23 protein-coding genes and 1 tRNA gene are annotated in these 21,604 nt (G+C 59.5%); 15 read left to right on the top strand and 9 right to left on the bottom strand.

The window, feature by feature from the left end; all coding sequences use genetic code 11:
• Positions 1–9 precede the first annotated feature (9 nt).
• The gene (locus ACEN8Z_RS09540; protein ID WP_007984753.1) at positions 10–570 is read right to left on the bottom strand and encodes a glycine cleavage system transcriptional repressor; all 561 of its coding nucleotides are present in this window, start codon (positions 568–570) and stop codon (positions 10–12) included.
• 328 nt (positions 571–898) lie between these two features.
• On the opposite strand from ACEN8Z_RS09540, the gene dapA reads away from it, so the two are divergent.
• From dapA to ACEN8Z_RS09575, 7 genes are all read left to right on the top strand, one after another.
• The gene (dapA, locus tag ACEN8Z_RS09545) at positions 899–1,777 is read left to right on the top strand and encodes a 4-hydroxy-tetrahydrodipicolinate synthase (protein ID WP_007996203.1); all 879 of its coding nucleotides are present in this window, start codon (positions 899–901) and stop codon (positions 1,775–1,777) included.
• A 17-nt stretch (positions 1,778–1,794) separates the two neighbouring features.
• A complete protein-coding gene (gene bamC / locus ACEN8Z_RS09550; protein ID WP_495597467.1) occupies positions 1,795–2,910 on the top strand; it encodes an NlpB/DapX family lipoprotein in 1,116 nt (371 codons plus the stop codon).
• 4 nt (positions 2,911–2,914) lie between these two features.
• Positions 2,915–3,673, top strand: coding sequence for an MBL fold metallo-hydrolase (locus ACEN8Z_RS09555; protein WP_007984759.1), 759 nt, complete (start codon positions 2,915–2,917; stop codon positions 3,671–3,673).
• A 28-nt stretch (positions 3,674–3,701) separates the two neighbouring features.
• Positions 3,702–4,415: a phosphoribosylaminoimidazolesuccinocarboxamide synthase gene (gene purC, locus ACEN8Z_RS09560; RefSeq protein WP_007944067.1), complete on the top strand. Its 714-nt coding sequence runs from the start codon at positions 3,702–3,704 to the stop codon at positions 4,413–4,415.
• An 83-nt stretch (positions 4,416–4,498) separates the two neighbouring features.
• A tRNA-Ser gene (locus tag ACEN8Z_RS09565) sits at positions 4,499–4,588 on the top strand.
• A gap of 232 nt (positions 4,589–4,820) precedes the next feature.
• The gene (locus tag ACEN8Z_RS09570; protein WP_007996200.1) at positions 4,821–5,747 is read left to right on the top strand and encodes a LysR substrate-binding domain-containing protein; all 927 of its coding nucleotides are present in this window, start codon (positions 4,821–4,823) and stop codon (positions 5,745–5,747) included.
• Positions 5,748–5,804: 57 nt separating this feature from the next.
• Positions 5,805–6,170 (top strand): 5-carboxymethyl-2-hydroxymuconate Delta-isomerase, encoded by a 366-nt coding sequence (locus tag ACEN8Z_RS09575; protein ID WP_495597468.1) that lies wholly within the window; start codon positions 5,805–5,807, stop codon positions 6,168–6,170.
• 3 nt (positions 6,171–6,173) lie between these two features.
• On the opposite strand, the gene ACEN8Z_RS09580 is transcribed toward ACEN8Z_RS09575, so the two are convergent.
• The 3 genes from ACEN8Z_RS09580 to ACEN8Z_RS09590 all read right to left on the bottom strand — a co-directional run bounded on the left by ACEN8Z_RS09580 (position 6,174) and on the right by ACEN8Z_RS09590 (position 9,342).
• Positions 6,174–7,112, bottom strand: a complete 939-nt coding sequence (locus ACEN8Z_RS09580; RefSeq protein ID WP_495597469.1) for a LysR family transcriptional regulator — start codon at positions 7,110–7,112, stop codon at positions 6,174–6,176.
• A 114-nt stretch (positions 7,113–7,226) separates the two neighbouring features.
• Entirely contained in the window at positions 7,227–8,144 is a 918-nt protein-coding gene (locus ACEN8Z_RS09585) for a DMT family transporter (protein WP_495597470.1), read from the bottom strand.
• A 13-nt stretch (positions 8,145–8,157) separates the two neighbouring features.
• Positions 8,158–9,342 (bottom strand): cyanate transporter, encoded by a 1,185-nt coding sequence (locus ACEN8Z_RS09590; RefSeq protein ID WP_495597471.1) that lies wholly within the window; start codon positions 9,340–9,342, stop codon positions 8,158–8,160.
• Between the two features lie 596 nt (positions 9,343–9,938).
• On the opposite strand from ACEN8Z_RS09590, the gene ACEN8Z_RS09595 reads away from it, so the two are divergent.
• From ACEN8Z_RS09595 to ACEN8Z_RS09620, 6 genes are all read left to right on the top strand, one after another.
• Positions 9,939–11,321: a glutamine synthetase family protein gene (locus tag ACEN8Z_RS09595; RefSeq protein ID WP_495597472.1), complete on the top strand. Its 1,383-nt coding sequence runs from the start codon at positions 9,939–9,941 to the stop codon at positions 11,319–11,321.
• A gap of 196 nt (positions 11,322–11,517) precedes the next feature.
• Entirely contained in the window at positions 11,518–13,167 is a 1,650-nt protein-coding gene (locus ACEN8Z_RS09600) for a phosphoethanolamine transferase (protein WP_033052206.1), read from the top strand.
• 72 nt (positions 13,168–13,239) lie between these two features.
• Positions 13,240–13,902: a class I SAM-dependent methyltransferase gene (locus ACEN8Z_RS09605; RefSeq protein WP_007996189.1), complete on the top strand. Its 663-nt coding sequence runs from the start codon at positions 13,240–13,242 to the stop codon at positions 13,900–13,902.
• Positions 13,903–14,025: 123 nt separating this feature from the next.
• The gene (rnd, locus tag ACEN8Z_RS09610; RefSeq protein ID WP_495597473.1) at positions 14,026–15,159 is read left to right on the top strand and encodes a ribonuclease D; all 1,134 of its coding nucleotides are present in this window, start codon (positions 14,026–14,028) and stop codon (positions 15,157–15,159) included.
• Entirely contained in the window at positions 15,156–15,449 is a 294-nt protein-coding gene (locus ACEN8Z_RS09615; protein WP_108227756.1) for a YcgL domain-containing protein, read from the top strand. The genes rnd and ACEN8Z_RS09615 overlap by 4 nt, the downstream gene beginning before the upstream one ends.
• Before the next feature lie 119 nt (positions 15,450–15,568).
• Positions 15,569–16,501, top strand: coding sequence for a D-2-hydroxyacid dehydrogenase (locus ACEN8Z_RS09620; protein WP_495597474.1), 933 nt, complete (start codon positions 15,569–15,571; stop codon positions 16,499–16,501).
• Between the two features lie 137 nt (positions 16,502–16,638).
• Here the strand turns inward: ACEN8Z_RS09620 and ACEN8Z_RS09625 are convergent, their stop codons facing one another.
• Positions 16,639–17,232 (bottom strand): nitroreductase family protein, encoded by a 594-nt coding sequence (locus ACEN8Z_RS09625; protein ID WP_007984791.1) that lies wholly within the window; start codon positions 17,230–17,232, stop codon positions 16,639–16,641.
• Positions 17,233–17,511: 279 nt separating this feature from the next.
• On the opposite strand from ACEN8Z_RS09625, the gene ACEN8Z_RS09630 reads away from it, so the two are divergent.
• A complete protein-coding gene (locus tag ACEN8Z_RS09630) occupies positions 17,512–17,961 on the top strand; it encodes a YcgN family cysteine cluster protein (RefSeq protein WP_495597475.1) in 450 nt (149 codons plus the stop codon).
• 35 nt (positions 17,962–17,996) lie between these two features.
• Positions 17,997–19,226: a hypothetical protein gene (locus ACEN8Z_RS09635; protein WP_495597476.1), complete on the top strand. Its 1,230-nt coding sequence runs from the start codon at positions 17,997–17,999 to the stop codon at positions 19,224–19,226.
• Positions 19,227–19,339: 113 nt separating this feature from the next.
• Here the strand turns inward: ACEN8Z_RS09635 and ACEN8Z_RS09640 are convergent, their stop codons facing one another.
• The 4 genes from ACEN8Z_RS09640 to ACEN8Z_RS09655 all read right to left on the bottom strand — a co-directional run bounded on the left by ACEN8Z_RS09640 (position 19,340) and on the right by ACEN8Z_RS09655 (position 21,566).
• On the bottom strand, positions 19,340–19,717 hold the full coding sequence (locus tag ACEN8Z_RS09640; RefSeq protein ID WP_495597477.1) for a YgaP family membrane protein: 378 nt from the start codon (positions 19,715–19,717) through the stop codon (positions 19,340–19,342).
• 80 nt (positions 19,718–19,797) lie between these two features.
• Complete coding sequence (locus ACEN8Z_RS09645; protein WP_007993783.1) at positions 19,798–20,268, bottom strand: RNA methyltransferase; 471 nt, start codon at positions 20,266–20,268, stop codon at positions 19,798–19,800.
• Positions 20,269–20,458: 190 nt separating this feature from the next.
• A complete protein-coding gene (locus ACEN8Z_RS09650; protein WP_007898702.1) occupies positions 20,459–20,830 on the bottom strand; it encodes a YajD family HNH nuclease in 372 nt (123 codons plus the stop codon).
• Between the two features lie 49 nt (positions 20,831–20,879).
• Positions 20,880–21,566, bottom strand: a complete 687-nt coding sequence (locus tag ACEN8Z_RS09655; protein ID WP_007993785.1) for a spermidine synthase — start codon at positions 21,564–21,566, stop codon at positions 20,880–20,882.
• Positions 21,567–21,604: the final 38 nt, after the last annotated feature.

Below are 21,604 nucleotides of genomic sequence, written 5' to 3' on the forward strand. Positions count from 1 at the left end.
AAAGCTTCCTTACATTGGGTTCTGTGGGCGCCAGGGTTCGATCAGGGCATCGAGGTTCAGCGCGTCGGCAAAATCCAGGAACTGATCGCGCAGCCAGCTGATCTGCACACCGGGCGGCAAGGTCACGGTAAAGGTGGCATTGAGCATGGTGCCGCCGGTCTGCGGAGCCTGGTAGGTGTCGCAGGTCAGGTTTTCCAGTTCGACATTGTGGTCCATGAAGAACTGACACAGCTCGTTGATGATGTCCGAGCGGTAGGCCGAGCTGACATAAGCGACGTACGGCAGGGCCTGGGGGCGGTTTTCCAGGGCGGCGCTGCGCACCACGTTCACCGTGAACGCATGCCGCTTGGCCAGCACTGGCAGGCTGCCTTCCAGGCGCGCCAGGGCATCCCAGCTACCGGAAATTTCCAGCACCAGCGCACTGCATTCGCCATGCCGGGTCAGGCGAGAGGTGACAACGGCGCAGCGGTTTTCATGGCTGGCGCGGCACAGGACGTTGGTCAGCTCCATGGGGTTGGCGCCGAGGGCACTGATAACAAGGAATTGTTCGCGAACTGTGGGGGTGGACATGCAGCATTCCTAAAGCGATGAGCGGTCGATACGTCCAAAGGGCGTTTTGCCGGGAGCCAGCCTGCGGATGCGAATTCAGAAAACCCCAAGCGGCAGGTTGCAACGTGCTCCGGCAGGGCGGGAGCGAGAGGCGGCAACGCTGGATCAGGGCTTGTGATGCCGAAAATGGAGGCTGAAACCCGACGGACGAGCTTGTCCGTACCGATCAAAGTCTGAAGGGTAGCGAAAACCGGCGCCAAGGGGAATGGCGGCAGCACAGTACTTCGCTTGTGCAAGCATCTTGGCGCCAGTACCATTACGGCTCTCTTTTTCCGGCAGGAGCGGTTTCATGATTGCGGGCAGTATGGTGGCACTGGTCACACCCATGGATGCACAGGGGCGTCTTGACTGGGACAGCCTCAGCAAACTCGTGGACTTCCACCTTGAAAACGGCACCCATGCCATTGTCGCCGTCGGTACCACCGGCGAGTCGGCAACCCTTGATGTCGATGAACACATCGCCGTCATCAAGGCGGTAGTCAAGCAGGTCAATGGTCGCATTCCGGTGATCGCCGGTACCGGCGCCAATTCGACCCGCGAAGCCGTCGAATTGACCCGCAATGCCAAGGAAGCCGGCGCCGATGCCTGCCTGCTGGTCGTGCCGTACTACAACAAGCCGACCCAGGAAGGCCTGTACCTGCACTTCAAGCACATCGCCGAAGCGGTCGACATCCCGCAGATTCTCTATAACGTTCCCGGCCGCACCTCCTGCGACATGCAGGCCGAAACCGTGATCCGCCTGTCCACCGTGCCGAACATCATCGGTATCAAGGAAGCGACCGGCGACCTCAAGCGCGCCAAAGCCATCCTCGATGGCGTAAGCAAGGATTTCATCGTCCTTTCCGGCGATGATCCGACCGCTGTCGAGCTGATCCTGATGGGCGGCAAGGGCAACATCTCCGTTACCGCCAACGTCGCTCCGCGTGAAATGGCCGATCTGTGTGAGGCCGCCCTCAAGGGGGATGCCGAGACTGCACGGGCAATCAACGAAAAACTGATGCCGCTGCACAAGGACCTGTTCATCGAAGCCAACCCGATTCCGGTGAAGTGGGCTTTGGTTGAAATGGGCCTGATGCACGAAGGCATTCGCCTGCCGTTGACCTGGCTGAGCGCACCCTGTCACGAAACGCTGCGCACGGCCCTGCGCCAGTGCGGCGTCCTGGTTTAATTGAGGAAGTACAACGCATGAAGCGAATGGCCGGACTTTCCGCACTTGCCTTGATTATCTCCAGCACCAGTGGCTGCGGATGGATCTGGGGCCCGGAAGGTTATTTCCGTGACCGTGGTAGCGACTACCTGGAAGCGCAACAGACTGCACCGATGCAAATACCGCAGGATGTCCGTACCGCCAAGCGTCTGGATCCGCTGTTGCCGATCCCGCGCAACGTGGCCGATGACACCGTCAAGGGCGAATACGTCGTACCTCGCCCGCAGCCGCTGACCGCGGGTGCCGACGCCAGTGCCTACTCTCTGCAGAAGAGCGGCGGCTCCAGCTCCATTCTGGCGCAGAACCCGCCGGCTGAAGTCTGGCCTGTGGCTGTTCAGTTCTTCCAGGACAACGGTTTCCGTCTGGATGAACAGCGTCCACAAACCGGCGAATTCACCACGACCTGGCAGCATTCCGACGAACTGTCCGCGGCCATGGCCAAGCGCCTGAGCGCGGCCGGTGTCAGCACAGACAGCGAAACCCGCGTGCGGGTGCGCATTGAGCCGGGCGTGCAGCGCAACACCAGTGAAGTCTATGTGGTCAGCGCCGAGCGTCCTGCCGGCAGCACCGCTGACGTGGCCTTCACCAACCGTTCGGTCAACACTGGCCTGGACGCGGCGCTGGTCGACGACATGCTCGCGAGCATGAGCCGTATCTCGGAGAAGGGCGGTTCGGTCTCCATGCTGGCATCGCGTGATTTCGACGCGCCAAGTCGTGTCAGCCTGAGCGAAGACGGTAGCGGCAACCCTGTGCTGAACGTCGGTACCGACCTGGATCGTGCCTGGACGAGCGTCGGTCGTGCGCTGGAACAAGGCGAATGGCGTGTTGAAGACATCAACCGCAGCCTGGGCCTGTACTACATCAACCTGGCCGAAAAAGCCGAGAAGAAAGACGACAAGCCAGGCTTTTTCAGCAGCCTGTTCGGCAGTGCGCCGAGCAAGGAAGAGCTTGACGCCCGCGCCGAGCGTTATCAGGTTCGCCTGAGCAAGGTTGGCGAGAACGTCCAGGTCACCGTCGAGAAAAACATCAACACCGTGGCGCCGGCAGACGTGGCGCGTAAAGTGTTGAGCAAGATTCAGGACAACCTGGGCTGATCCTATGCGTTTTGCCGTTCTCGGCAGCGGCAGTCAAGGGAACGGCACGCTGATAGCCAGCGCTGATACGTACGTATTGGTGGATTGTGGTTTCTCCCTGCGGGAAACCGAAAAACGCCTGCTGCGCCTGGGTGTGAACCCTGCGCAGCTGAGCGCGATACTCGTGACCCACGAACATGCCGACCACGTGCATGGCGTGGGTTTGCTGTCTCGGCGCTACAATCTGCCTGTCTACCTCAGTCGCGGGACCTTGCGCGGGATGCGCAAACCGATTGAACCCGCAGGCTTTCTGGCCGGCGGCGAGCAGTTGCAAATCGGCGACTTGAGCATCGGTGTCATTGCCGTGGCCCACGACGCACAAGAACCGACGCAATATGTTTTCAGTGACGGTGAGCGGCGCTTCGGCCTGTTGACCGACCTGGGTTCGTATTGTGACAAGGTGCTGGACGGCTATCGGGACCTCGATGCGTTGATGATCGAGTCCAATCACTGTCGTGACATGCTGGCTCGCGGTCATTACCCGTACTTTCTCAAGCAGCGGGTGGGCGGTGAGCTGGGACATCTGAATAACCATCAGGCGGCATTCCTGGTGGCCGAGCTGGGCTGGAAAGACCTGCAACACCTGGTCCTGGCCCATCTGAGCAGCAAGAACAACCTGCCGCAGCTAGCCCGGCAATGTTTTGTCGACACCCTAGGGTGCGACCCGGACTGGCTGCAACTGGCCGATCAAGATTCAGGGCTCGACTGGCGTCACATCGCCTAGCCCATCTACTTAGCAAGCGGAGCCCATCATGGAAAAACGTGAAGAACTCTACCGCGGCAAAGCCAAATCGGTTTACAAGACCGACGACGCTAACCGTTTGATCCTGCTGTTTCGCAACGACACCTCGGCGTTCGATGGCAAGCGTATCGAACAGCTCGACCGCAAAGGCATGGTGAACAACAAGTTCAACGCCTTCATCATGCAGAAGCTCGAAGCTGCTGGCGTGCCGACCCAATTCGACAAGCTGCTGGGCGACAACGAATGCCTGGTGAAAAAGCTCGACATGATTCCGGTCGAGTGCGTCGTGCGTAACTATGCCGCTGGCAGCCTGGTCAAGCGCCTGGGTGTCGAAGAGGGCATGAAGCTCAACCCTTACACCTTCGAGCTGTTCCTGAAGGACGACGCCAAGGGCGACCCGTTCATCAACGAATCCCACGTCGTGGCATTTGGCTGGGGCACCGCCGAGCAACTGGTTCGCATGAAAGAACTGTCGCTCAAGGTCAACGAAGTGCTGAGCAAACTGTTCGACGACGCCGGCCTGCTGCTGGTCGACTTCAAGCTGGAATTCGGCGTGTTCCACGATGGCTCCATCGTGCTGGGCGACGAATTCAGCCCGGACGGCTGCCGTCTGTGGGACAAGGCCACCGGCAAGAAAATGGACAAGGACCGCTTCCGTCAGGGCCTCGGTGATGTCATCGAAGCCTATGAAGAAGTTGCCAATCGTCTGGGCGTACCGCTTTAATCGACGCAAGCATCTGAAAGCACAGAAATATTTCGCCTGGGGGGTTCGCTTCCAGCGAAAGTGTTGTTATGATGCGCGCCGTTGGAGAGATGCCAGAGTGGCCGAATGGGACGGATTCGAAATCCGTTGTACCTTCACCGGTACCTAGGGTTCGAATCCCTATCTCTCCGCCATTACATAGAAAAAGCCCCGTAGCTGAAAAGTTACGGGGCTTTTTTGTTTCTGAAGCTTTTTCAGTGGCCTATCGCTGCCGACATCTGATCAAGGGGCCCGCGAACAGACCTCGATCAAAGAAATCCGGTTGCTTAAACGTGAACCGCGTCAGGCTATTGAACCTGAGTTGGATAGACGGCAGTCGCACCAGCTACCTAAACTGTCAGCAGATTTGGGGATCGGGGGCAGTGGATGAATCGCAACGAACTTCGCAAAGCGGATATCAACCTGATGGTGGTATTCGAAACGCTGATGCTTGAGCGTAATGTCACTCGGGTGGCGGAGAAGCTGTTTCTCGGTCAGCCGACCATCAGCTCTGCCCTCAACCGCTTGCGTGCAATGTTCAATGATCCGCTGTTCATACGCGTTGGTCATCGCATGGAGCCGACAGCGCGGGCAGAGGAAATCATCAAGCACCTGTCGCCGGCGCTGGACTCCCTGTCCGTGGCCTTGAGCCTGACCCATGATTTTGACCCGGCCAGCAGCACGATGACGTTCCGCATCGGGTTGTCCGACGATGTCGAGTTCGGGCTGTTGCCGCCATTGCTGCGAGCCTTGCGCCAGGAAGCGCCCAACGTGGTGTTTGTGGTGCAGCATGTCGATTACTGGCGGATTCCCGACTTGCTGGCGTCCGGCGATATCACGGTGGGTATCAGCCAGACTCGTGGCTTGCCGGCCAATGCCAAGCGCAAGTTGCTGCGACACATCCAGCCCAGCATTTTGCGCGCCGATGCCTCAGACACACTGCTGACCCTCGATGAATATTGCGCGCGACCGCACGTGCTGGTGTCCCATACCGCCAACGTCAGCGGCTACGCCGACGAGTGGCTGGCGGAAATCGGCCGCACGCGCCAGGTGGTGCTCTCGGTACCGCAATACAGTGCATTGCCGGCCCTGCTCGCCGGTACGGACCTGATTGCCAGCCTGCCGGACTACACCGCCGAGGCGATGGCTGCATCGGGAATGCTGTTCAAGGAACCCTTTCCGATCAAGACGCCCACCCTGGATTTGTCCATGGTCTGGCTCAGTCATGTCGATACCGACCCCGCCGAGCGCTGGTTACGTTCGCGCCTGGAGGCGTTCATGAGTGAGCGTGCCGTTTTGCCGCTGCCCGAATGAACAGGGCGGCGCTGTGTTATATGTACGATCTTTCCACCCACTGACAGGAACCGACTCATGCCTCACCTGCACATGGAATACACCGCCAACCTGACTGATCTGAATGCCGATGTGGCATTGATGCGGTTGAACAATACGCTGGTGGCTTCCGGTCAGTTTGCTGCCGAATTCGACATCAAGAGCCGCGCGGTCAAGGTCGAGACGTTCAAGATTGGCACGGCACTGGCTGAGCGGGCGTTCGTGCATGTGAAGCTGGCACTGTTGAGTGGTCGTTCCGCACAGATCAAGCAGCAGCTGTCTGAAAGCCTGCTGGAGGTGGTTCGGGAGTTGTGCGAATGGCCGAGCGGTATTGAGGTTCAGCTGTGCGTGGAAATTCTCGATATCGATCGCGATTCCTACAGCAAGACCGCCATCGGCAACTGAATATCAGGCCGTTTCCTGCTCGGCGCAGGCCTGGATCACTTGTTCTCGTAGCCAGGTGTTGGCGCTGTCCTGATCAACGCCTTGGCTCCACTGCATATCGAGAGTGAACCCCGGCAAGCCTTCGGGTGCTTCGCAGTGATTGAAGGTATCTGTGCTGGCCAGTAGTTGCTGGATACGGCGGGGCAGGGTCAGGGCATAGTCGGTGCCGGTAATCAGCTTCAGCGCTGCGCTGTAGCTGTTGGCGCGCGCGATAATCTGGCGCTGTCTTGCCTGTTGCGCGAGCCAGCCGTCGACCATGTTGGTGGCGGACGTCCAGGGTGTCGGGAACACGTGTCGACGTTCGACGTAGGTTTGCAGACTCAAGCGTGGTTCCGCCGGCGTGGCGCGCTTGTCGAAAACGCAGACCAGATCGTCTTCGAGCAACGTCATCGATTTGAAATCGACGTGGCTGCGATGAAAGTTCGGGCCGAAGCACATCACCAGGTCGAGGCTGCCGTCGCGCAGCGCTTGGGCAGGGATATCGGCTTCGAGTTTGAACACATTGACCATCACCGGAAGATCGGCGAGGTCAAAGGTTTTCAACAGGCGCGGCAGAATCAACAGTTCGAAGTATTCCGGTGCGCAGATGTTGAAAGTCACGGGTTGCAGGCCCGGGTCGAACGTCGGTGAGCCGGCGTGACACAGGTTGATGCTTTCCAGGATTTTCAGCACGTGAGGGTACATCGTGCCGGCCTTGCAGGTGGGCTGCATGCCACCGGTGCGGGTATTGATGAACAGTTCGTCCTCGAAACAGGTGCGCAGTTTTTTCAGGCAGTAACTCACCGTGGACTGGCTGACGCAAAGCGTCTCGGATACGCCGGTGACGCTGTTTTGCTCGTACACGGCGACGAACACCATCAGGTCCTGCATGTCGAGTTTTCTAAGCGAATTACTGTTCAGCATCCTTTGCGTCTCGCTGCGCCCCTTGCACTGACCGTGTGCAAGTGTGGGCGAATGATCCTAGCGGAATGATCGAGCAGGGAGAATGCCTCGCAGGAATTTTCACCCAAGGGCCTTTCAGCCCTGGACCATCGCCGACACGGCGCGGCGGCTGGACATCAACAGCGCGAACATGCCGAGGCCCACCAGCACCGCGCCGGTCATTTCCAGCGGCAACGGCACCTGATGCCCCCATAGCCAGTGAAACAGGGTGATGAACAGCGTGCTCAGGTAGATGTAGGAAATCACCGACGACGGCGCGATCACGCCGATGGCCCGATGCAGCAGCCAAAACGTCGCCAGGGTGGCGAATACTGCCAGGTACATCAGCCAATATATATCGTTGAGCGTCAGTAATGATGCCGAGCGCCAACCGCCACTGAATCCACAGAGCACCAGTAGAAACAATGCACCGAACAGCATGTTCCAGAACGTCATGGGCACCGGCCCGCGCCCCTTCAGGCTATTGGTTTTCAGGCGTTGGCTGAGGGGGGCGTAGAGCGCCATCGCCAGGCAACCGATGCCGTACACCGTCAAAGCATACGGCGATGGCAACTCGCCGGGGCCGGTGCCTTTCATGATCAGTAACACTGCCCCGGCTGCGGCGAGCAGCATCGGCACAATCCGTTGTCTCAGGCGGCTGTCAGGTGTCAGCACGGCTTCGAAACCCAGGGTCATCAGCGGCACCAGTGTGAACATCGTCCCGGTGTTGACGGCCGTGGTGTAGCGCAATGCTTCGAACAGCGAACCGAAGTACAGCGCGAGCAGCAGGCCGAGCACCGCGTGACCGAGCAGCCCACGGGCGGTCATGACGGCATCGCCTTTGAGCAGCAACAGCGGCAGAAACACCACGGCGCAAAACAGCAGGCGCAAACCGGTCAGCAGGATCGGGTCGATGGCCTGGCTGACTTGCGCCGCTGCGGAAAACGACGCGGCGATCAACAAGGCCCAAAGCAGCATGCTGGCGTGAGCGGCGGCAAAACCGGTGGTTTTCATGGCTGGCTCCGGATCAATGGATGTGGCGGGTGTAATGCCTTGGGTTGAAGCGCAAGACCATCAACATCATCAGCACCATGACTGCCGTCAGCGACCACCAGGCCCATTCGAAGCTGCCGAGCTGGTCGCGGATTATCCCGGCCAGCAGCGGCGACAGGCCGGCAATCAGGTAGCCGATGCCTTGAACGAACGCGGTCAGGCCACCGGCGCGCAAGGGATTGTCCAGGTGATCCAGCGATACAATCAGGCTCATAGGGAACAGGCCGCCAATGCCCAGCCCCAGCAGGCATGGCCAAATCAGGCTCAAATGCTGCGGGCTCAGAATCAGTCCGCTGAAGCCGGCGATGATGAGCGTCAGCAATACCATCAGCACGATGCGGCGATCGCGGTTGCGATTGGCGATGACGGGGGTCAGCAGACCTGACAGCACTTCCATGGCGGTCAGAAATCCGAGCAGCAACCCGGCGTGCTGTTCGCTCCAGCCCTTTTCCACGTAGTACGGCGCCAACCAGGCCAGAACACAGGTGTAGGACGCAGTGCCCAGGCCAAAGAAGATCGCGAGTAACCATGCGCGGGAATTGGCGAAGAATGAAACGTTGCTGGATGTCTTTGAATCCAGTGTCGGCATCCCCGCTCGTTGGGTGCCCCAGAACAGCAATGCCAGCACGGCGAGAACGGCCCAGATCGCCAGACCCATGCGCCAGCTGCCGGTGCCCTGCATCACCAGCGGTGAAAAGGACGCAGCAATGGCGGCACCACCCATGATCGACGTGACGTAGAGCCCCATGCTCAGGGCAACGTGGTCGCTGAATCGGGATTTGATCAACGCTGGCATCAGGGCCTGGATCAGGGCGATCCCGATACCTGCCAGCACCGCGCTGAGGATCAACTCCGCTGCTGAATCAAGGAACAACCGCGAAACCGTGGACACGCCGATGATCAGCAACGAGAACACCACCGTGCGCTGATCGCCGAGTTGCTGGCTCACGCGCAGGCCGACAAACATCGCCAGTCCCATGGCCATGACCGGCAACATGGTCAGCAGTGAAGCCAGGCTGAAGCTTAGCGGGATGTCGACGCGAATCACCGGGAGCAAAGGTCCGACAGCGGCCATGGATGGGCGCAGGTTCAGGGCAACCAGGACAATGCTGAACATGAACCAGAGGGCAGGGCGGGAAGTGGCTCGGGTGTTTTCCATGATCGGGCCTTGAACAGTAGGGTTCCGATTAGACGCGTGAGGCATGGAGGCGGCAAATCAGAAAGTCCGGCGTAGTATTTGGAAATTAAATACAAGTCACTGCGACGCAGACCCCCTGTGGGAGCGAGCTTGCTCGCGATGAGGCTATGAATTTCACTGGGTCTGTTGACCGACACTCCGCTATCGCGAGCAAGCTCGCTCCCACAGGGGGGGCACCACTGAACGGCCAAATGTTTAGCCAGGCGACATCCAAAGTTCTTCAAATCCCGATTTAACGACTCAACCCATCGTGTGACGCTGCGGGTCATCTGTTTTCTGCGGTTCTCTCTATGGACGGTTGGCCAGTCGCAATCCACTTCAAGGCATCCACTGACGCTCGAGCGTCGAGCCTTGGTCGTCGATTCACCCCCGCCACCGCGCCAAACCTCTCTGCACTTCCTTCTGAACTGGCCTTCTGGGCGCTGTGGCATTGCCGCCATGCGCGCCCGCCGGATTCGTGCTCTTTGCGCTGATAGTCCCTACCTGTTCCGGTTGATGCCGGGATTAAAGTGCGGGTGCTTTTGCGTACCCGCCTGACACGGAAAAAGAGAGTTCCCATGAGTTGTGCCACGACCTCGTTTGCCACCAGGCAAGAAGCCCTGACCTTTCTGGAGCAGAACCCGGATATTGAAATGTTCGAGCTGTTCATCCTCGACAACAACGGTGTGCCGCGCGGCAAGCTGCTGCATCGTGACGAGTTGCTGGCGGTTTATGAAAGCGGGCGACCATTGCCGAGCACCATCCTCGGGCTGACCATCAACGGCGATGATGTGGAAAACTCCGGGCTGGTCTGGGATGTCGGCGATATCGACTGCCGGGCCTACCCGATCAGCGGCAGCCTCACGCGCATGCCGTGGCGTCTGATACCGACCGCGGCCGTGCAGGTCAGCATGCACCCGACAGAGGGAATGCCCGCCACCATTGCCGATCCCCGCCATTTGCTGGCGAAAGTCATCGAAGGTTTACAGGCTGACGGCTATTACCCGGTCATGGCGGCGGAACTGGAGTTCTACCTGCTGGATCAGCAACGCGACAGCAATGGCCGGCCTCAACCGGCACGGGATGTCGATGGCGGGCGTCCGCGCGCAACGCAGGTCTATGGTTTGCGCGAGCTTGAACAGATCGAGCCGTTCCTGGCCGATCTCTACAGCACCTGCAAGCTCCAGGGGATTCCGGCGCGCACGGCCATTTCCGAATACGCGCCGGGGCAAGTGGAAATCACCCTCGAACACCGCACCGACGCATTACAGGCGATGGACGAAGCGGTGCGCTACAAGCGCTTGGTCAAGGGTGTGGCACACAAGCACGGCATGACAGCCTGCTTCATGGCCAAACCTTTCGATGACCTGGCCGGCACCGGAATGCACATGCACGTCAGCCTGGCGGACAAGGACGGCAACAACCTCTTCGCCAGCGAAGCCCCGGATGGGACGCCACTGCTCAAACAGTCCGTCGCAGGCATGCTTGGCACCCTGCTCGATTCGCTGTTGCTGTTCTGCCCTAACGCCAACTCCTACCGTCGATTCCAGGCCAACAGTTATGCGCCACTGGCGGCCACCTGGGGCGTGGACAACCGCACCGTGAGTTTGCGCGTACCGGGTGGGCCGGCGTATTCCCGGCACATCGAGCATCGGATTTGTGGCGCAGATGCCAACCCCTATCTGGCGGCTGCGGCGATTCTGGCCGGTATTCATCGCGGTATACGCGAACGACTCGACCCTGGTGCGCCTGTGGAAGGCAATGGCTACGCCCAGGCCACGAAATTGCTGCCGACAGACTGGCTGACCACCTTGCGATCGCTGGAAGGTTCGAGTTGGGCCAGGGAAGCCTTCGGCAGGGAGTTCCTCGGTGTCTACCTGGCGGTGAAGCGCGCCGAATATCGTCAGTTCATGGGTGAGGTCGGAGAGCAGGACTGGCGTTGGTACTTGCACCAGGCTTGAGTCGAAGCCGGCCCCGGGCTGAACCATTCTCAAATAGTCTGGAGGTTTCAGGCTTTCAGGCAGGTTTTATAAGCCAACTAATTGTTGGCTTCTTTTTCACAAAAAATTGATGGTTGGCTACCTAAAATCAGAGCTGTCTCGGTAAATGAAATTTTCACATTTGCCGAAGACACTTTTTCAGGACCCGCCGAATCTCATGCTTAAGATTAAAGCTGTGCGCCCCGAATGGGTGACACTGATTGCCAGCGCATTTTTGTTAGTTGGCTTCAATTTTGTACTCTGGCAGCACCTGTTCGAAATCACCGCGTCCGATGGCAAAGGCATCGTCATGCGCGTGGCCTTCGGGGCGATGATCTTCGCGGCGTTCAACATTGTGCTGACCCTGCTGGCATTCCGGCCGGTGCTCAAGCCGCTCCTGACCCTGCTGTTCATGATCAGCGCGGGCGTGGCGTATTTCATGAGCCAGTATGGTGTTCTGATCGACACCGGCATGTTGCGTAACTTCGCTGAGACCAATGCTACGGAAGTGCGCGACTTACTGTCGCCCAAGTTGTTTGTTTATATCGTGCTGCTCGGCGTTTTACCGTCTTGGCTGTTGTGGAAGACACCGATTGATTATCGCCGTTGGCACCGTGAACTACTCAGTAAAGTTCTGGTGACTTTTGCCTCGGCAGCGGTCATCGGTGGTGTTGCACTGGTTAACTATCAAGGCCTGTCTTCGCTGTTTCGCAATCACCACGAGTTGCGCCTGATGGTGGTGCCAAGCAACTACATTGGTGCCTCGGTTGGTTTCTTGCGCGAGAAAGTAGCAACGGCACAGCAACCCTTTGTCAAAATCGGTGAAGATGCCGTGCGCAATCCGGCCTGGCAAACTCACGGGCGCAAATCCCTGACGGTTCTTGTCGTGGGTGAAAGTGCCCGGGCGGAGAACTTCGGCATCCTTGGCTATAGCCGCGACACCACTCCGAAACTGAGTAAGGAAGATGGTCTGATCGCTTTCACCGATGTGCACTCCTGCGGCACTGAGACAGCCGTATCGGTGCCTTGCATGTTCTCCAATATGGGACGCAAGGACTACAACGCCAGCAAGGCAAAGAACGAAGAAGGCCTGCTGGATGTGCTCAAGCATGCGGGTATCGACGTGATCTGGCGTGACAACCAGTCAGGCTGCAAAGGTACGTGCGATCGCGTCACTATTCAGGACGTCAGCAATCTGAAAGATCCGGCGCTGTGCGCCAACAGTGAATGCCGCGACGAAATCCTGCTGCAAGGACTGCAACATTTCATCGATACCCTGGACAAGGACACGGTGTTGGTACTGCACCAGATGGGCAGCCACGGTCCGGAGTACTTCAAGCGTTATCCGAAAGAGTTCGAACGCTTCACCCCGGTTTGCGAGAGTAACGCCCTGAACAATTGCAGCCGCGAAAGTATCGTCAACGGCTACGACAACACCTTGGTATATACCGACCATGTGCTGTCAACCTTGATCGATCTGCTGCGCAGCAACCAGGGCAAAGTGGATACCGCGATGCTGTATCTGTCGGACCACGGCGAGTCCCTGGGTGAATACAACTTGTTCCTCCACGGCACGCCTTACATGCTGGCACCGGAGCAGCAAAAGCATGTAGCCATGTTTGCCTGGTTCTCCGACAGCTATAAGAAGTCGTTTGCAGTAGATACCCACTGCCTGCAACTGAGTCGTGAAAAGCCCCTGAGCCAGGACAACCTGTTCCATTCGATGCTTGGGCTGCTGGAGGTCAACAGCAAGGTCTACAACCAGGATCTGGACATGTTTGCCGGATGTCGTGGTCCAGTGGTCGACGGCGCGTTGGCCAAAGATTGAGTGCTCCGATTTTGTTTCACACGGCGGCCGCCGACTTGCGGCCTGTAGAACTTTTATCAAGAGCCATTGCACATGTCCGCTCAGCCTCCATCCGCCATCGAGCTTGAGATCGCCCGGCGCTACGACCAGGAGCACGCGCGCGTCTGCCTTCAGCCGCAAGCGCCGGGTCTGGCCGGGCGTCTGGCGCTCTGGCGTGAGGAGCGTTTGGTGCGCAAGGCACTCAAGGTCGCCGGCGAGCCGGGCCTGATCCTTGATGTGGCTTGTGGTGTGGGGCGTTTTTGGCCGGTACTGGCCGAGCACGCAAATCGGGTGATCCTCGCGACGGATCCGTCTCAAGACATCCTCGATCATGCCCGTACACATCACCCGCAGAGCCTGTTGAAACGGGTCAAGACCTTTCAAAGCTCCGCGTTCTCGATTGGCTTGTCGGAGAACGCGGTTGACTGCATTTTTTGCATGCAGCTGTTTCAGCACCTCCATAACCCGGAACATCGTCTGGCGATGCTGAGCGAGTTTTACCGGGTCAGTCGCGATACGGTGATTGTCGCGGTGCGCCTCGACGGTCTTTTCAAGGGCGCGCATTCAGGCGTCGAGGGCGTTCCGGCCCGGCCGTTACCGAGCAAGACCGAGGTGGAGAGCGAGTTCAGGCAGGCGGGTTTCCGTTTGCTCAGCCATCAGGACTTTTTGCCGGGTTGCGCGCGGATGCGCATCTACGTGCTGGGTAAGACCAGCTAGCCCGACGTTGTCGGACTATTCTGTATGTCACGCAGTAATTTTCGCTAACGCTCTTGTTCAGTGGATGCGCGGAAATCGCCGGGGGCGATATATACTGCGCGCCATTCTTCAAGGGAGAGCCGTGTGGCCATCGATATTCACTGGATTCGCGACAACGATAGCCTCGGACGCTTGTGTGCCGAGTGGCAGCAATTGCCATTCGTTGCCCTCGACACCGAATTCATGCGGGTCGATACCTTCTACCCCATCGCCGGCCTGCTACAGATCGGTGATGGCGTTCGCGCCTATCTGATCGACCCGCTGACCATCGACAACTGGCAACCATTGGCCGCGTTGCTGGAAAACCCGGCGGTGGTCAAAGTTGTCCACGCGTGCAGCGAAGACCTCGAAGTCCTGCTACGCCTGACCGGCAGCCTGCCGTCGCCACTGTTCGATACGCAATTGGCTGCCGCTTACCTGAACCTCGGTTTTTCCATGGGCTATTCGCGGCTGGTGCAGGAAGTACTCGGGATTGACCTGCCCAAGGGTGAAACCCGTTCCGACTGGTTGCAACGTCCGCTTTCCGAAACCCAGATCAGCTATGCCGCCGAAGATGCCGTGCACCTGGCTGAAGTGTTCGTAAAGCTGCGTCCAAAGCTGTCTGACGAGAAGTACGCCTGGGTCCTGGAAGACGGCGCCGAACTGGTGGCCAACCTGCGCCGCGAGATCGATCCGTACGAGGTCTATCGCGATGCCAAGCTGGCCTGGAAGCTGTCTCGCGCCCAACTCGCCGTTTTGCGTGAGCTCTGCGCCTGGCGCGAACAGGAAGCCCGGGCCCGTGACCTGCCGCGCAACCGGATCATCCGCGAACATTCGCTGTGGCCGCTGGCGCGTACGCAACCGGACAACCTCGGTGCCCTGGCGAAAATCGAAGACATGCACCCGCGTACCGTGCGTCAGGATGGCGAGTTTCTGCTTGATCTGATCAAGCGCTCTGGCAGTGTGTCGCCTGATCAATGGCCGCCCGCCGTGCCGGAGCCGCTACCGGTGGATGCCGCCGTATTGCTCAAGCAACTGCGGGCCATCGGTCAGACCGAGGCCGAACGCCTGAACATTGCGCCGGAACTGATGCTGCGCAAGAAAACCCTGGAAGCGCTGCTCAAGAGCGGCTTCCCCAATGGTCCCTACCAATTGCCTGATTCATTGCGTGGCTGGCGCCGCGAATTGATGGGCCAGGCGCTGCTCGACAGCCTGGCCACCGCCGGAGAACAGCCTTGAAACGTATTTGTTCCATCTACCGCAGCTCGAAGAAAAACGAAATGTACCTGTATGTGCTCAAGAGCGATGCTCTGGAGCGCGTGCCGGAGCCCCTGATGGCAGCCTTCGGCAAGGCCATCCACGCGTTCGACCTGGTGCTGAGCCCTGAGCGCAAACTGTCGCGCGAGGACATCACGGTCGTACTGGAAAACCTCGAAAAACAGGGTTATCACCTGCAAATGCCGCCTGCCGAAGACGAGTACATCGAGCACTTGCCGGAAGAATTGTTGCGTCGCAACGATCCGGTGTGAGCGACAGACAGGCTCTGTTCAGAGTGGTTATGAAACACTGATTGATTTTAGCGATGGCAGCATCGACGGAGCACCGCTCTGTCGGTGGCCGTCTGCACCGTTTTTGAAAGGTTTGAAGCATGCGCGTTCTGATTGCTGAACACGACCACCCCGTGTACGCCCAACTGTTGCGCGAGGCGGCACCGGATCTGGAGGTGCTGACCAGCGGTGATTCCGCCGAACTGGCCAGCCAGGCCGCCGATTGTCCGGTGTGGCTCGGCCAGCCTGATTTGCTGGCGACCCTGTTACGCCAGGGGCATCAACCGCAATGGCTGCAATCGACCTGGGCCGGCATTACGCCGCTGCTGGCCGACGGCTTGCCGCGGCACTATCGGCTGACGCGTGCCGTCGGCATCTTCGGACAGGTCATGGCTGAGTACGTGCTCACGTATATGCTCGGTCACGAACGTGAAGTGCTGGCGCGACTGGTCAGCCAGGTCGAGCGCAAGTGGGACAGTCGCCATGGCCAGAGCCTGGCGGGGCGCAAGGTGTTGATCGTCGGTACAGGCGATATCGGTCAAAGTGTCGCGCAGTTCCTCGTACCGTTCGGCGTCGAGTTGTATGGCATTGCCAGCAACGCGCGGGAGCAGGCGCCGTTTATCGAAGTCGGTTCACTGGCGGATTTGCCGCGGCTGGTCGGTGAAGTCGATTACGTGGTCAATCTGCTGCCGAACACGCCGGACACCCACGATATCTACGACGCGGCGCTGTTCAAGCAATTCAAGCCGACCGGGTTGTTCATCAACGCCGGGCGCGGTGTGGCAGTGGTCGATGCGGATCTGGTAGACGCCTTGAAGGAAGGGCATCTGGCGGGCGCAGTGATCGACGTGTGCCGTCAGGAGCCATTGCCCCAGCGTCATCCATTCTGGACGGCCTGGGGCCTGCTGCTGACCGGCCACAGCTCGGCACCGACTTCGCCGTCGATGATGGTGAAGCTGTTTGTCGAGAACCTGCGGGCGTATCAGGCGGGAGAGGCGTTGCGCGGAGAAGTGGATTTCGATCGCGGGTATTGATTCACCGCTGATTCTGTCTGGAGCAAAAACTGTGGGAGCGAGCTTGCTCGCGATGAGGCCATTAGTTTCAACATCAATGTTGACTGACTGGCCGCTATCGCGAGCAAGCTCGCTCCCACAGGGATTTTCAGTATGGCTTAGAGGGTGAAGTCGCCTTCAGCCGCCAACTCGCTCAACGGACGACGCGGGCTTGGTTCTTCACGGGCTTGCAGGTAATCCGCCAGGCTCGCCTTGTCTCCCAGCTTGCCCACCGCTACCGCGGCGTGCAGGGCGTAGCCTTCAGGAATGTTCAGCTCCTTGCGGGTCAGTTCCTGGTCGAAGCCGGCCATGCCGTGGGTGTGCCAGCCGCTCAGGCTCGCTTGCAAGGCCAGGTGGCCCCAGGCGGAGCCGGTGTCGAAGGTGTGCCACAGGGCCGGGGTTTCTTCGGTGGCGCCAGGCACGGCGAAGGTGGTTTTGGAAATCACGATCACCAGGGCCGAAGCGTGTTGCGCCCAACTGCGGTTGAATTCGTTCAGCAGGCCCAGGTAACGCTCCCAATTCGGCGTATCGCGACGTGCGTAGAGAAAGCGCCAAGGCTGCGAGTTGTAGGCCGAGGGTGCCCAGCGTGCGGCTTCGAAGAAGCTCAGCAGGGTTTCCTCTGGAATCGTTTCGCCAGTGAAGGCGCGGGGCGACCAGCGATCGGTGAATTGAGGGTGAATGGCGTAATCGGCAACGCGTGGGTTGGCACTCATCAAGAGATTCCTTGCTACGTTTGAAAGTGAGGGTCGTCCGAAACCTGTGGGCGCAGTTGAGCCGGGCCGTGAGGCTTCTCTAGAGCCGTGGCAGTTCACCGTAGTGCAACGCGGTTGAGCGTTAATGGCACGCGGGTAGGGCTCCTTGCGATTGGCAAAGCTACTTGGCAGCGCAAAAACTGACAAGCCCGTTCTACCGACAGTCGCCAATGCTTGGCCCGCAGGGCTTCGGGCACTAGACTGGCGGCCTTTTCATCACCTGATGTCGATGCTCGAACCATGGCCGCCAAAGTAGAACCGTTCTGGATACGCAAAACCCTCGATCAACTCGATCAGGAGGAATGGGAGTCGCTGTGCGACGGCTGTGGATTGTGCTGCCTGCAAAAGCTTGAGGACGAAGACGACAACAGCGTCTATTACACGCGCATCGCCTGCAAATTGCTGGACCTGAAAACCTGCCAGTGCACGGACTATCCTAACCGTCGTGACACAGTGCCGGACTGCATCCAGCTTACGCCGGGCAAGGCCGACGAATTCAAATGGCTCCCGCCGACCTGCGGCTATCGCCTGGTCAGCGAAGGCAAGGATCTGCCGTTGTGGCATCACCTGGTGTGCGGCGATCGCGATGCCGTGCATCACGAGAGGATCTCACAGTCCGGGCGCATGCTCGCCGAAGGCAGCGTGCCGGAAGAGGATTGGGAAGATCACCTGATTTTCCGCGCAGGCTGATTGCCAACGGTTAAACGTTTCACGAAGGAGTGTGTATGGCTGTGGGATGGCGGCAGGCGTGGGTCGTTGGATTACTGGCCGTGAACTCGCCCGTGTGGGCCGCGAACAAGGTCGATCTGGACTATCACGTGCGCCTGTTGCCGCAGAGCGATCAGGCTGAAGTGCGCCTGACGCTGGCTCAGGGTTCAGCGGTACGCAGCCTGGATTTCGACCTCGGCGACGGCAGCCACTACAGCGATTTCAAGGCCGACGGCCAATGGCAACTGACCCCCGGCAACGCGGTGCGCGGTGTCTGGCGTCCGGCTGCTGACAAGGCCAGCCTGACCTACCGCGTGAATATCAGCCATGGGCGCAAGAACGGCAGTTTCGACACGCGCATGACGCCAAACTGGGCGTTGATGCGCGGTGACGATCTGGTGCCCGCCGCCAAGCTCGATCAACAGGACGGCATCGAACTGGTTTCTCGTCTTGTATTCGAGCTGCCCGGTGGCTGGAAAAGCGTTGAAACCGCCTGGCCACGGATTGGCCAGAACAAATTCCGTATCGATAACCCTTCCCGACTGTTCGACCGGCCCACAGGCTGGATGCTCGCCGGCCAGCTCGGCAGCCGCCGCACTCGTCTGGGCGAGACCGAAGTCACCGTCGCCTCGCCACTAGGGCAGGGTATGCGCCGGATGGATGTGCTGACGCTGCTGACCTTCGTCTGGCCGCAAGTGCAGGCGCTGTATCCGCGACACCCTGGCAAACTGCTGATCGTCGGGGCCAATGATCCAATGTGGCGCGGCAGTCGGTCGGCGCACGAGTCGATCTACCTCAACAGTCACCTGCCGTTGGTCAGCGAAAGCGGCTCTAGTGCCCTGGTCCGTGAGTTGGCCCAGGTGTTCGGGCGGATCAACGGTACGCAGCGCAGTGACTGGATCGGCGAAGGCTTTGCCGAGTATTACGCCATCGAACTGGTGCGCCGGGCCGGCGGCATGAGCGATGAACGTTACGAGAACCTGCACGGCAAACTGGTCAGGAACAGCCAGAAAGTCACCACGTTGCGCGGTGAGCAGATCGGCCCGGCGCAGGTGGCCAGGGCGGTGGTGTTGCTGCAGGAGCTGGACCGCGAGATTCGCCTGAAAACCCATAACAAGCGTTCGCTGGACGACGTGTTGCGCGGGGCGATGCGGCTGGGGGATATCGACACCCAGGCGTTTGTTCAGCTCAGTGAAAGCGTGATCGGTGGTTCTTCAAAAGTGCTCAGTACCGAGTTGCTTCAGTAACACCGCCATTCGCGAGCAAGCCCGCTCCCACATTGGTTTTGTGTACGGCACAAATCAAATGTGGGAGCGGGCTTGCTCGCGAAGAGGCCGGTGGCTTCAGCGCAAATCCCGATTCAAACCCCGGCTTTCGGCGACTTCAACGAATCATTGCCCGTAACCGTCGCGGTTTTGGTTGCCGCCTCGGCATTGGCCTTCAGCGTTTTCAGTTCTTCCCCCGCCCGCTGGATTTTCGCCCGCACGCTGTTCATGTCCTGACGGCTTTTCTCCAGCAGGCTTTTCGCCGAGCTGTGGCCGGTAATACCGCGCGCCAGGGCCACGCCGCCGATGGCCACCTGGATCAGGCCAAAGATCCCGCCCCGACGCAGGCCCTTGCCCACCATCACCACGCCGCCGGCCACGGAGCCGATGCGTTCCCAACCCTGCACGTTCTGCTCGGAAGGGCTCTGGAACGGGGTGGAATCGATACGCTTGACGCGTTTGAGTTCGCTCATGGTCTGTCTCCTGGCTTCAGTGATCGATAGCCAAGCTGACCGCCGGGGCGGGCAGCTCGTTCAATCGGATGTGCGGCGATTCAGCGAAATTTTGGCCCGGAGCGGGTATTGAGCCCCTTGGACATGCGGTCGTAGAGCACGACGTTGACCGTGGCGGCCAGGTTCATGCAACCGGTGGTCGGAATGTAGACCACGTCTTCGCACCAGTCGCGAATCTCCTTATCCAGGGATCCGTCTTCCGGGCCGAAGATGTAGAGCGCGCGATCCGGGTGGGTGTATTCCGGCAGCGGTCGGGCACCTTCAACCAGTTCCACGGCGACGGGCACACAATTGAGCGGCAGGATTTTCTTCAGGTCGTCGATGCCGATCAGCGGGATGTCGTAGTGCACGCGCTTGGTATCGGTGACGAAATCGGCGGCGCGCTCATAGCGCTTGCCGGTGTAGAACACCGACGCCACGCCATAACAGCCAGCGGCGCGCATCACCGAACCGACGTTCTCCGGTGATTTGGGGTTATACAAACCAATGCAGCTGTACCGTTTGTCTGCCACGAGCGGGGTGCCTTTCGGGAAAAAAGCGCGATTATACGGGGATTGGGGCAGGGGTGTTTGGTTTGAGATTGGTGGTGTTTGAACGATTGCTATCGCGAGCAGGCTCGCTCCCACAGTTGACCGGGGTGGACGCGGATCAATGTAGGAGCGAGCCTGCTCGCGATGGGGCCAGTTCAGGCGCTGAAAATCTTCAGTCTTCCTTCTTCATCAACCCCGCCAACGCCGCAAACGGATTGTGCGTGGCCTTGGCGATTTTCGGCGTGCTCAGCGAGCCTTCGTCGAAATACTGCTGGTCGGTATAACGCGAGTGTTCGTTATCGTGGCAGTACAGGCACAACAGCTCCCAGTTCGAGCCGTCCTGTGGGTTGTTGTCGTGGTTGTGGTCGCGGTGGTGCACGGTCAGTTCGCTCAGGCGTTTGCCGGAGAATTCACGGGCGCAGCGGCCACAGACGTGCGGATACATCTTCAGGGCCTTGTCGCGGTAGCCCATTTCCTTGTCGCGCTGGTTGTCGGCGAGGATGCGATCCAGCTTCGAAGTGTTGGTCGGGGTGGACGAACTCATGGGTTCACCTTTGTAGAATGACTAATGACGGTATCAAGCAAAGTTTAGCTCAGCCCTTGAGCTTCTCGGCAATCCAGATGGTGTGGCGGGTGCCCTTGTTGCCATGGGCGAAGACCTGCACTTCCTCGGCCTTGAAGCCGGCTTTCTTCAGTTTGTCGGAAAATTGCCGGTCAGCGCTGGCCGACCAGACGGCCAGTATACCTTTGGGGCGCATGGCCCTGGCGCAGGCGTTCAGTCCGGCGGCGGAGTACAGCCAGCTGTTGGCTTTCTGGGTCAGGCCTTCGGGACCGTTGTCGACGTCGAGCATGATGGCATCGAAGCCCTGGGGTTCGGCCTGCAGGACTTTGGCCACGTCTTCCATGCGAATCACGGTCCGCGGGTCGAGCAGCGGATTGCCAGCCTTCTCGCCCAGCGGTCCACGGTTCCACTCAACGACACCGGGGACCAGTTCGGCGACCACCACTTCGGCGGTCTTGCCCAGGTGCTTGAGTGCCGAAGCGAGGGTGAACCCCATGCCCAGGCCGCCGATGAGTACCCGCGAATTCGGCCGACCGGCGACTTTGCGACACGGAATTTCGGCCAGGGCATCTTCGGAGCCGTGCATGCGCGTGTTCATCAATTGTCCGCCATCGCCACCCTGGATCTTGATGACGAAATCCTCGCCGTATTCGAACAGGCACAGGGCACCGCCGTTTTCAGGAATGGGGGTGGTGTCCAGCAGAACGAAACGTTTCATGGGGCTCACTTGAGGAAAATTGGCAGAACACGGGAGGG

This window comes from Pseudomonas sp. Pseusp10, assembly GCF_059492225.1.

What these genes read in the sequence shown, in the direction of transcription:
- ACEN8Z_RS09540 (WP_007984753.1), bottom strand. Translation starts at nt 570, where the DNA reads ATGTCCACCCCCACAGTTCGCGAACAATTCCTTGTTATCAGTGCCCTC.
- dapA (WP_007996203.1), top strand. Translation starts at nt 899, where the DNA reads ATGATTGCGGGCAGTATGGTGGCACTGGTCACACCCATGGATGCACAG.
- bamC (WP_495597467.1), top strand. Translation starts at nt 1,795, where the DNA reads ATGAAGCGAATGGCCGGACTTTCCGCACTTGCCTTGATTATCTCCAGC.
- ACEN8Z_RS09555 (WP_007984759.1), top strand. Translation starts at nt 2,915, where the DNA reads ATGCGTTTTGCCGTTCTCGGCAGCGGCAGTCAAGGGAACGGCACGCTG.
- purC (WP_007944067.1), top strand. Translation starts at nt 3,702, where the DNA reads ATGGAAAAACGTGAAGAACTCTACCGCGGCAAAGCCAAATCGGTTTAC.
- ACEN8Z_RS09570 (WP_007996200.1), top strand. Translation starts at nt 4,821, where the DNA reads ATGAATCGCAACGAACTTCGCAAAGCGGATATCAACCTGATGGTGGTA.
- ACEN8Z_RS09575 (WP_495597468.1), top strand. Translation starts at nt 5,805, where the DNA reads ATGCCTCACCTGCACATGGAATACACCGCCAACCTGACTGATCTGAAT.
- ACEN8Z_RS09580 (WP_495597469.1), bottom strand. Translation starts at nt 7,112, where the DNA reads ATGCTGAACAGTAATTCGCTTAGAAAACTCGACATGCAGGACCTGATG.
- ACEN8Z_RS09585 (WP_495597470.1), bottom strand. Translation starts at nt 8,144, where the DNA reads ATGAAAACCACCGGTTTTGCCGCCGCTCACGCCAGCATGCTGCTTTGG.
- ACEN8Z_RS09590 (WP_495597471.1), bottom strand. Translation starts at nt 9,342, where the DNA reads ATGGAAAACACCCGAGCCACTTCCCGCCCTGCCCTCTGGTTCATGTTC.
- ACEN8Z_RS09595 (WP_495597472.1), top strand. Translation starts at nt 9,939, where the DNA reads ATGAGTTGTGCCACGACCTCGTTTGCCACCAGGCAAGAAGCCCTGACC.
- ACEN8Z_RS09600 (WP_033052206.1), top strand. Translation starts at nt 11,518, where the DNA reads ATGCTTAAGATTAAAGCTGTGCGCCCCGAATGGGTGACACTGATTGCC.
- ACEN8Z_RS09605 (WP_007996189.1), top strand. Translation starts at nt 13,240, where the DNA reads ATGTCCGCTCAGCCTCCATCCGCCATCGAGCTTGAGATCGCCCGGCGC.
- ACEN8Z_RS09620 (WP_495597474.1), top strand. Translation starts at nt 15,569, where the DNA reads ATGCGCGTTCTGATTGCTGAACACGACCACCCCGTGTACGCCCAACTG.
- ACEN8Z_RS09625 (WP_007984791.1), bottom strand. Translation starts at nt 17,232, where the DNA reads ATGAGTGCCAACCCACGCGTTGCCGATTACGCCATTCACCCTCAATTC.
- ACEN8Z_RS09630 (WP_495597475.1), top strand. Translation starts at nt 17,512, where the DNA reads ATGGCCGCCAAAGTAGAACCGTTCTGGATACGCAAAACCCTCGATCAA.
- ACEN8Z_RS09635 (WP_495597476.1), top strand. Translation starts at nt 17,997, where the DNA reads ATGGCTGTGGGATGGCGGCAGGCGTGGGTCGTTGGATTACTGGCCGTG.
- ACEN8Z_RS09640 (WP_495597477.1), bottom strand. Translation starts at nt 19,717, where the DNA reads ATGAGCGAACTCAAACGCGTCAAGCGTATCGATTCCACCCCGTTCCAG.
- ACEN8Z_RS09650 (WP_007898702.1), bottom strand. Translation starts at nt 20,830, where the DNA reads ATGAGTTCGTCCACCCCGACCAACACTTCGAAGCTGGATCGCATCCTC.
- ACEN8Z_RS09655 (WP_007993785.1), bottom strand. Translation starts at nt 21,566, where the DNA reads ATGAAACGTTTCGTTCTGCTGGACACCACCCCCATTCCTGAAAACGGC.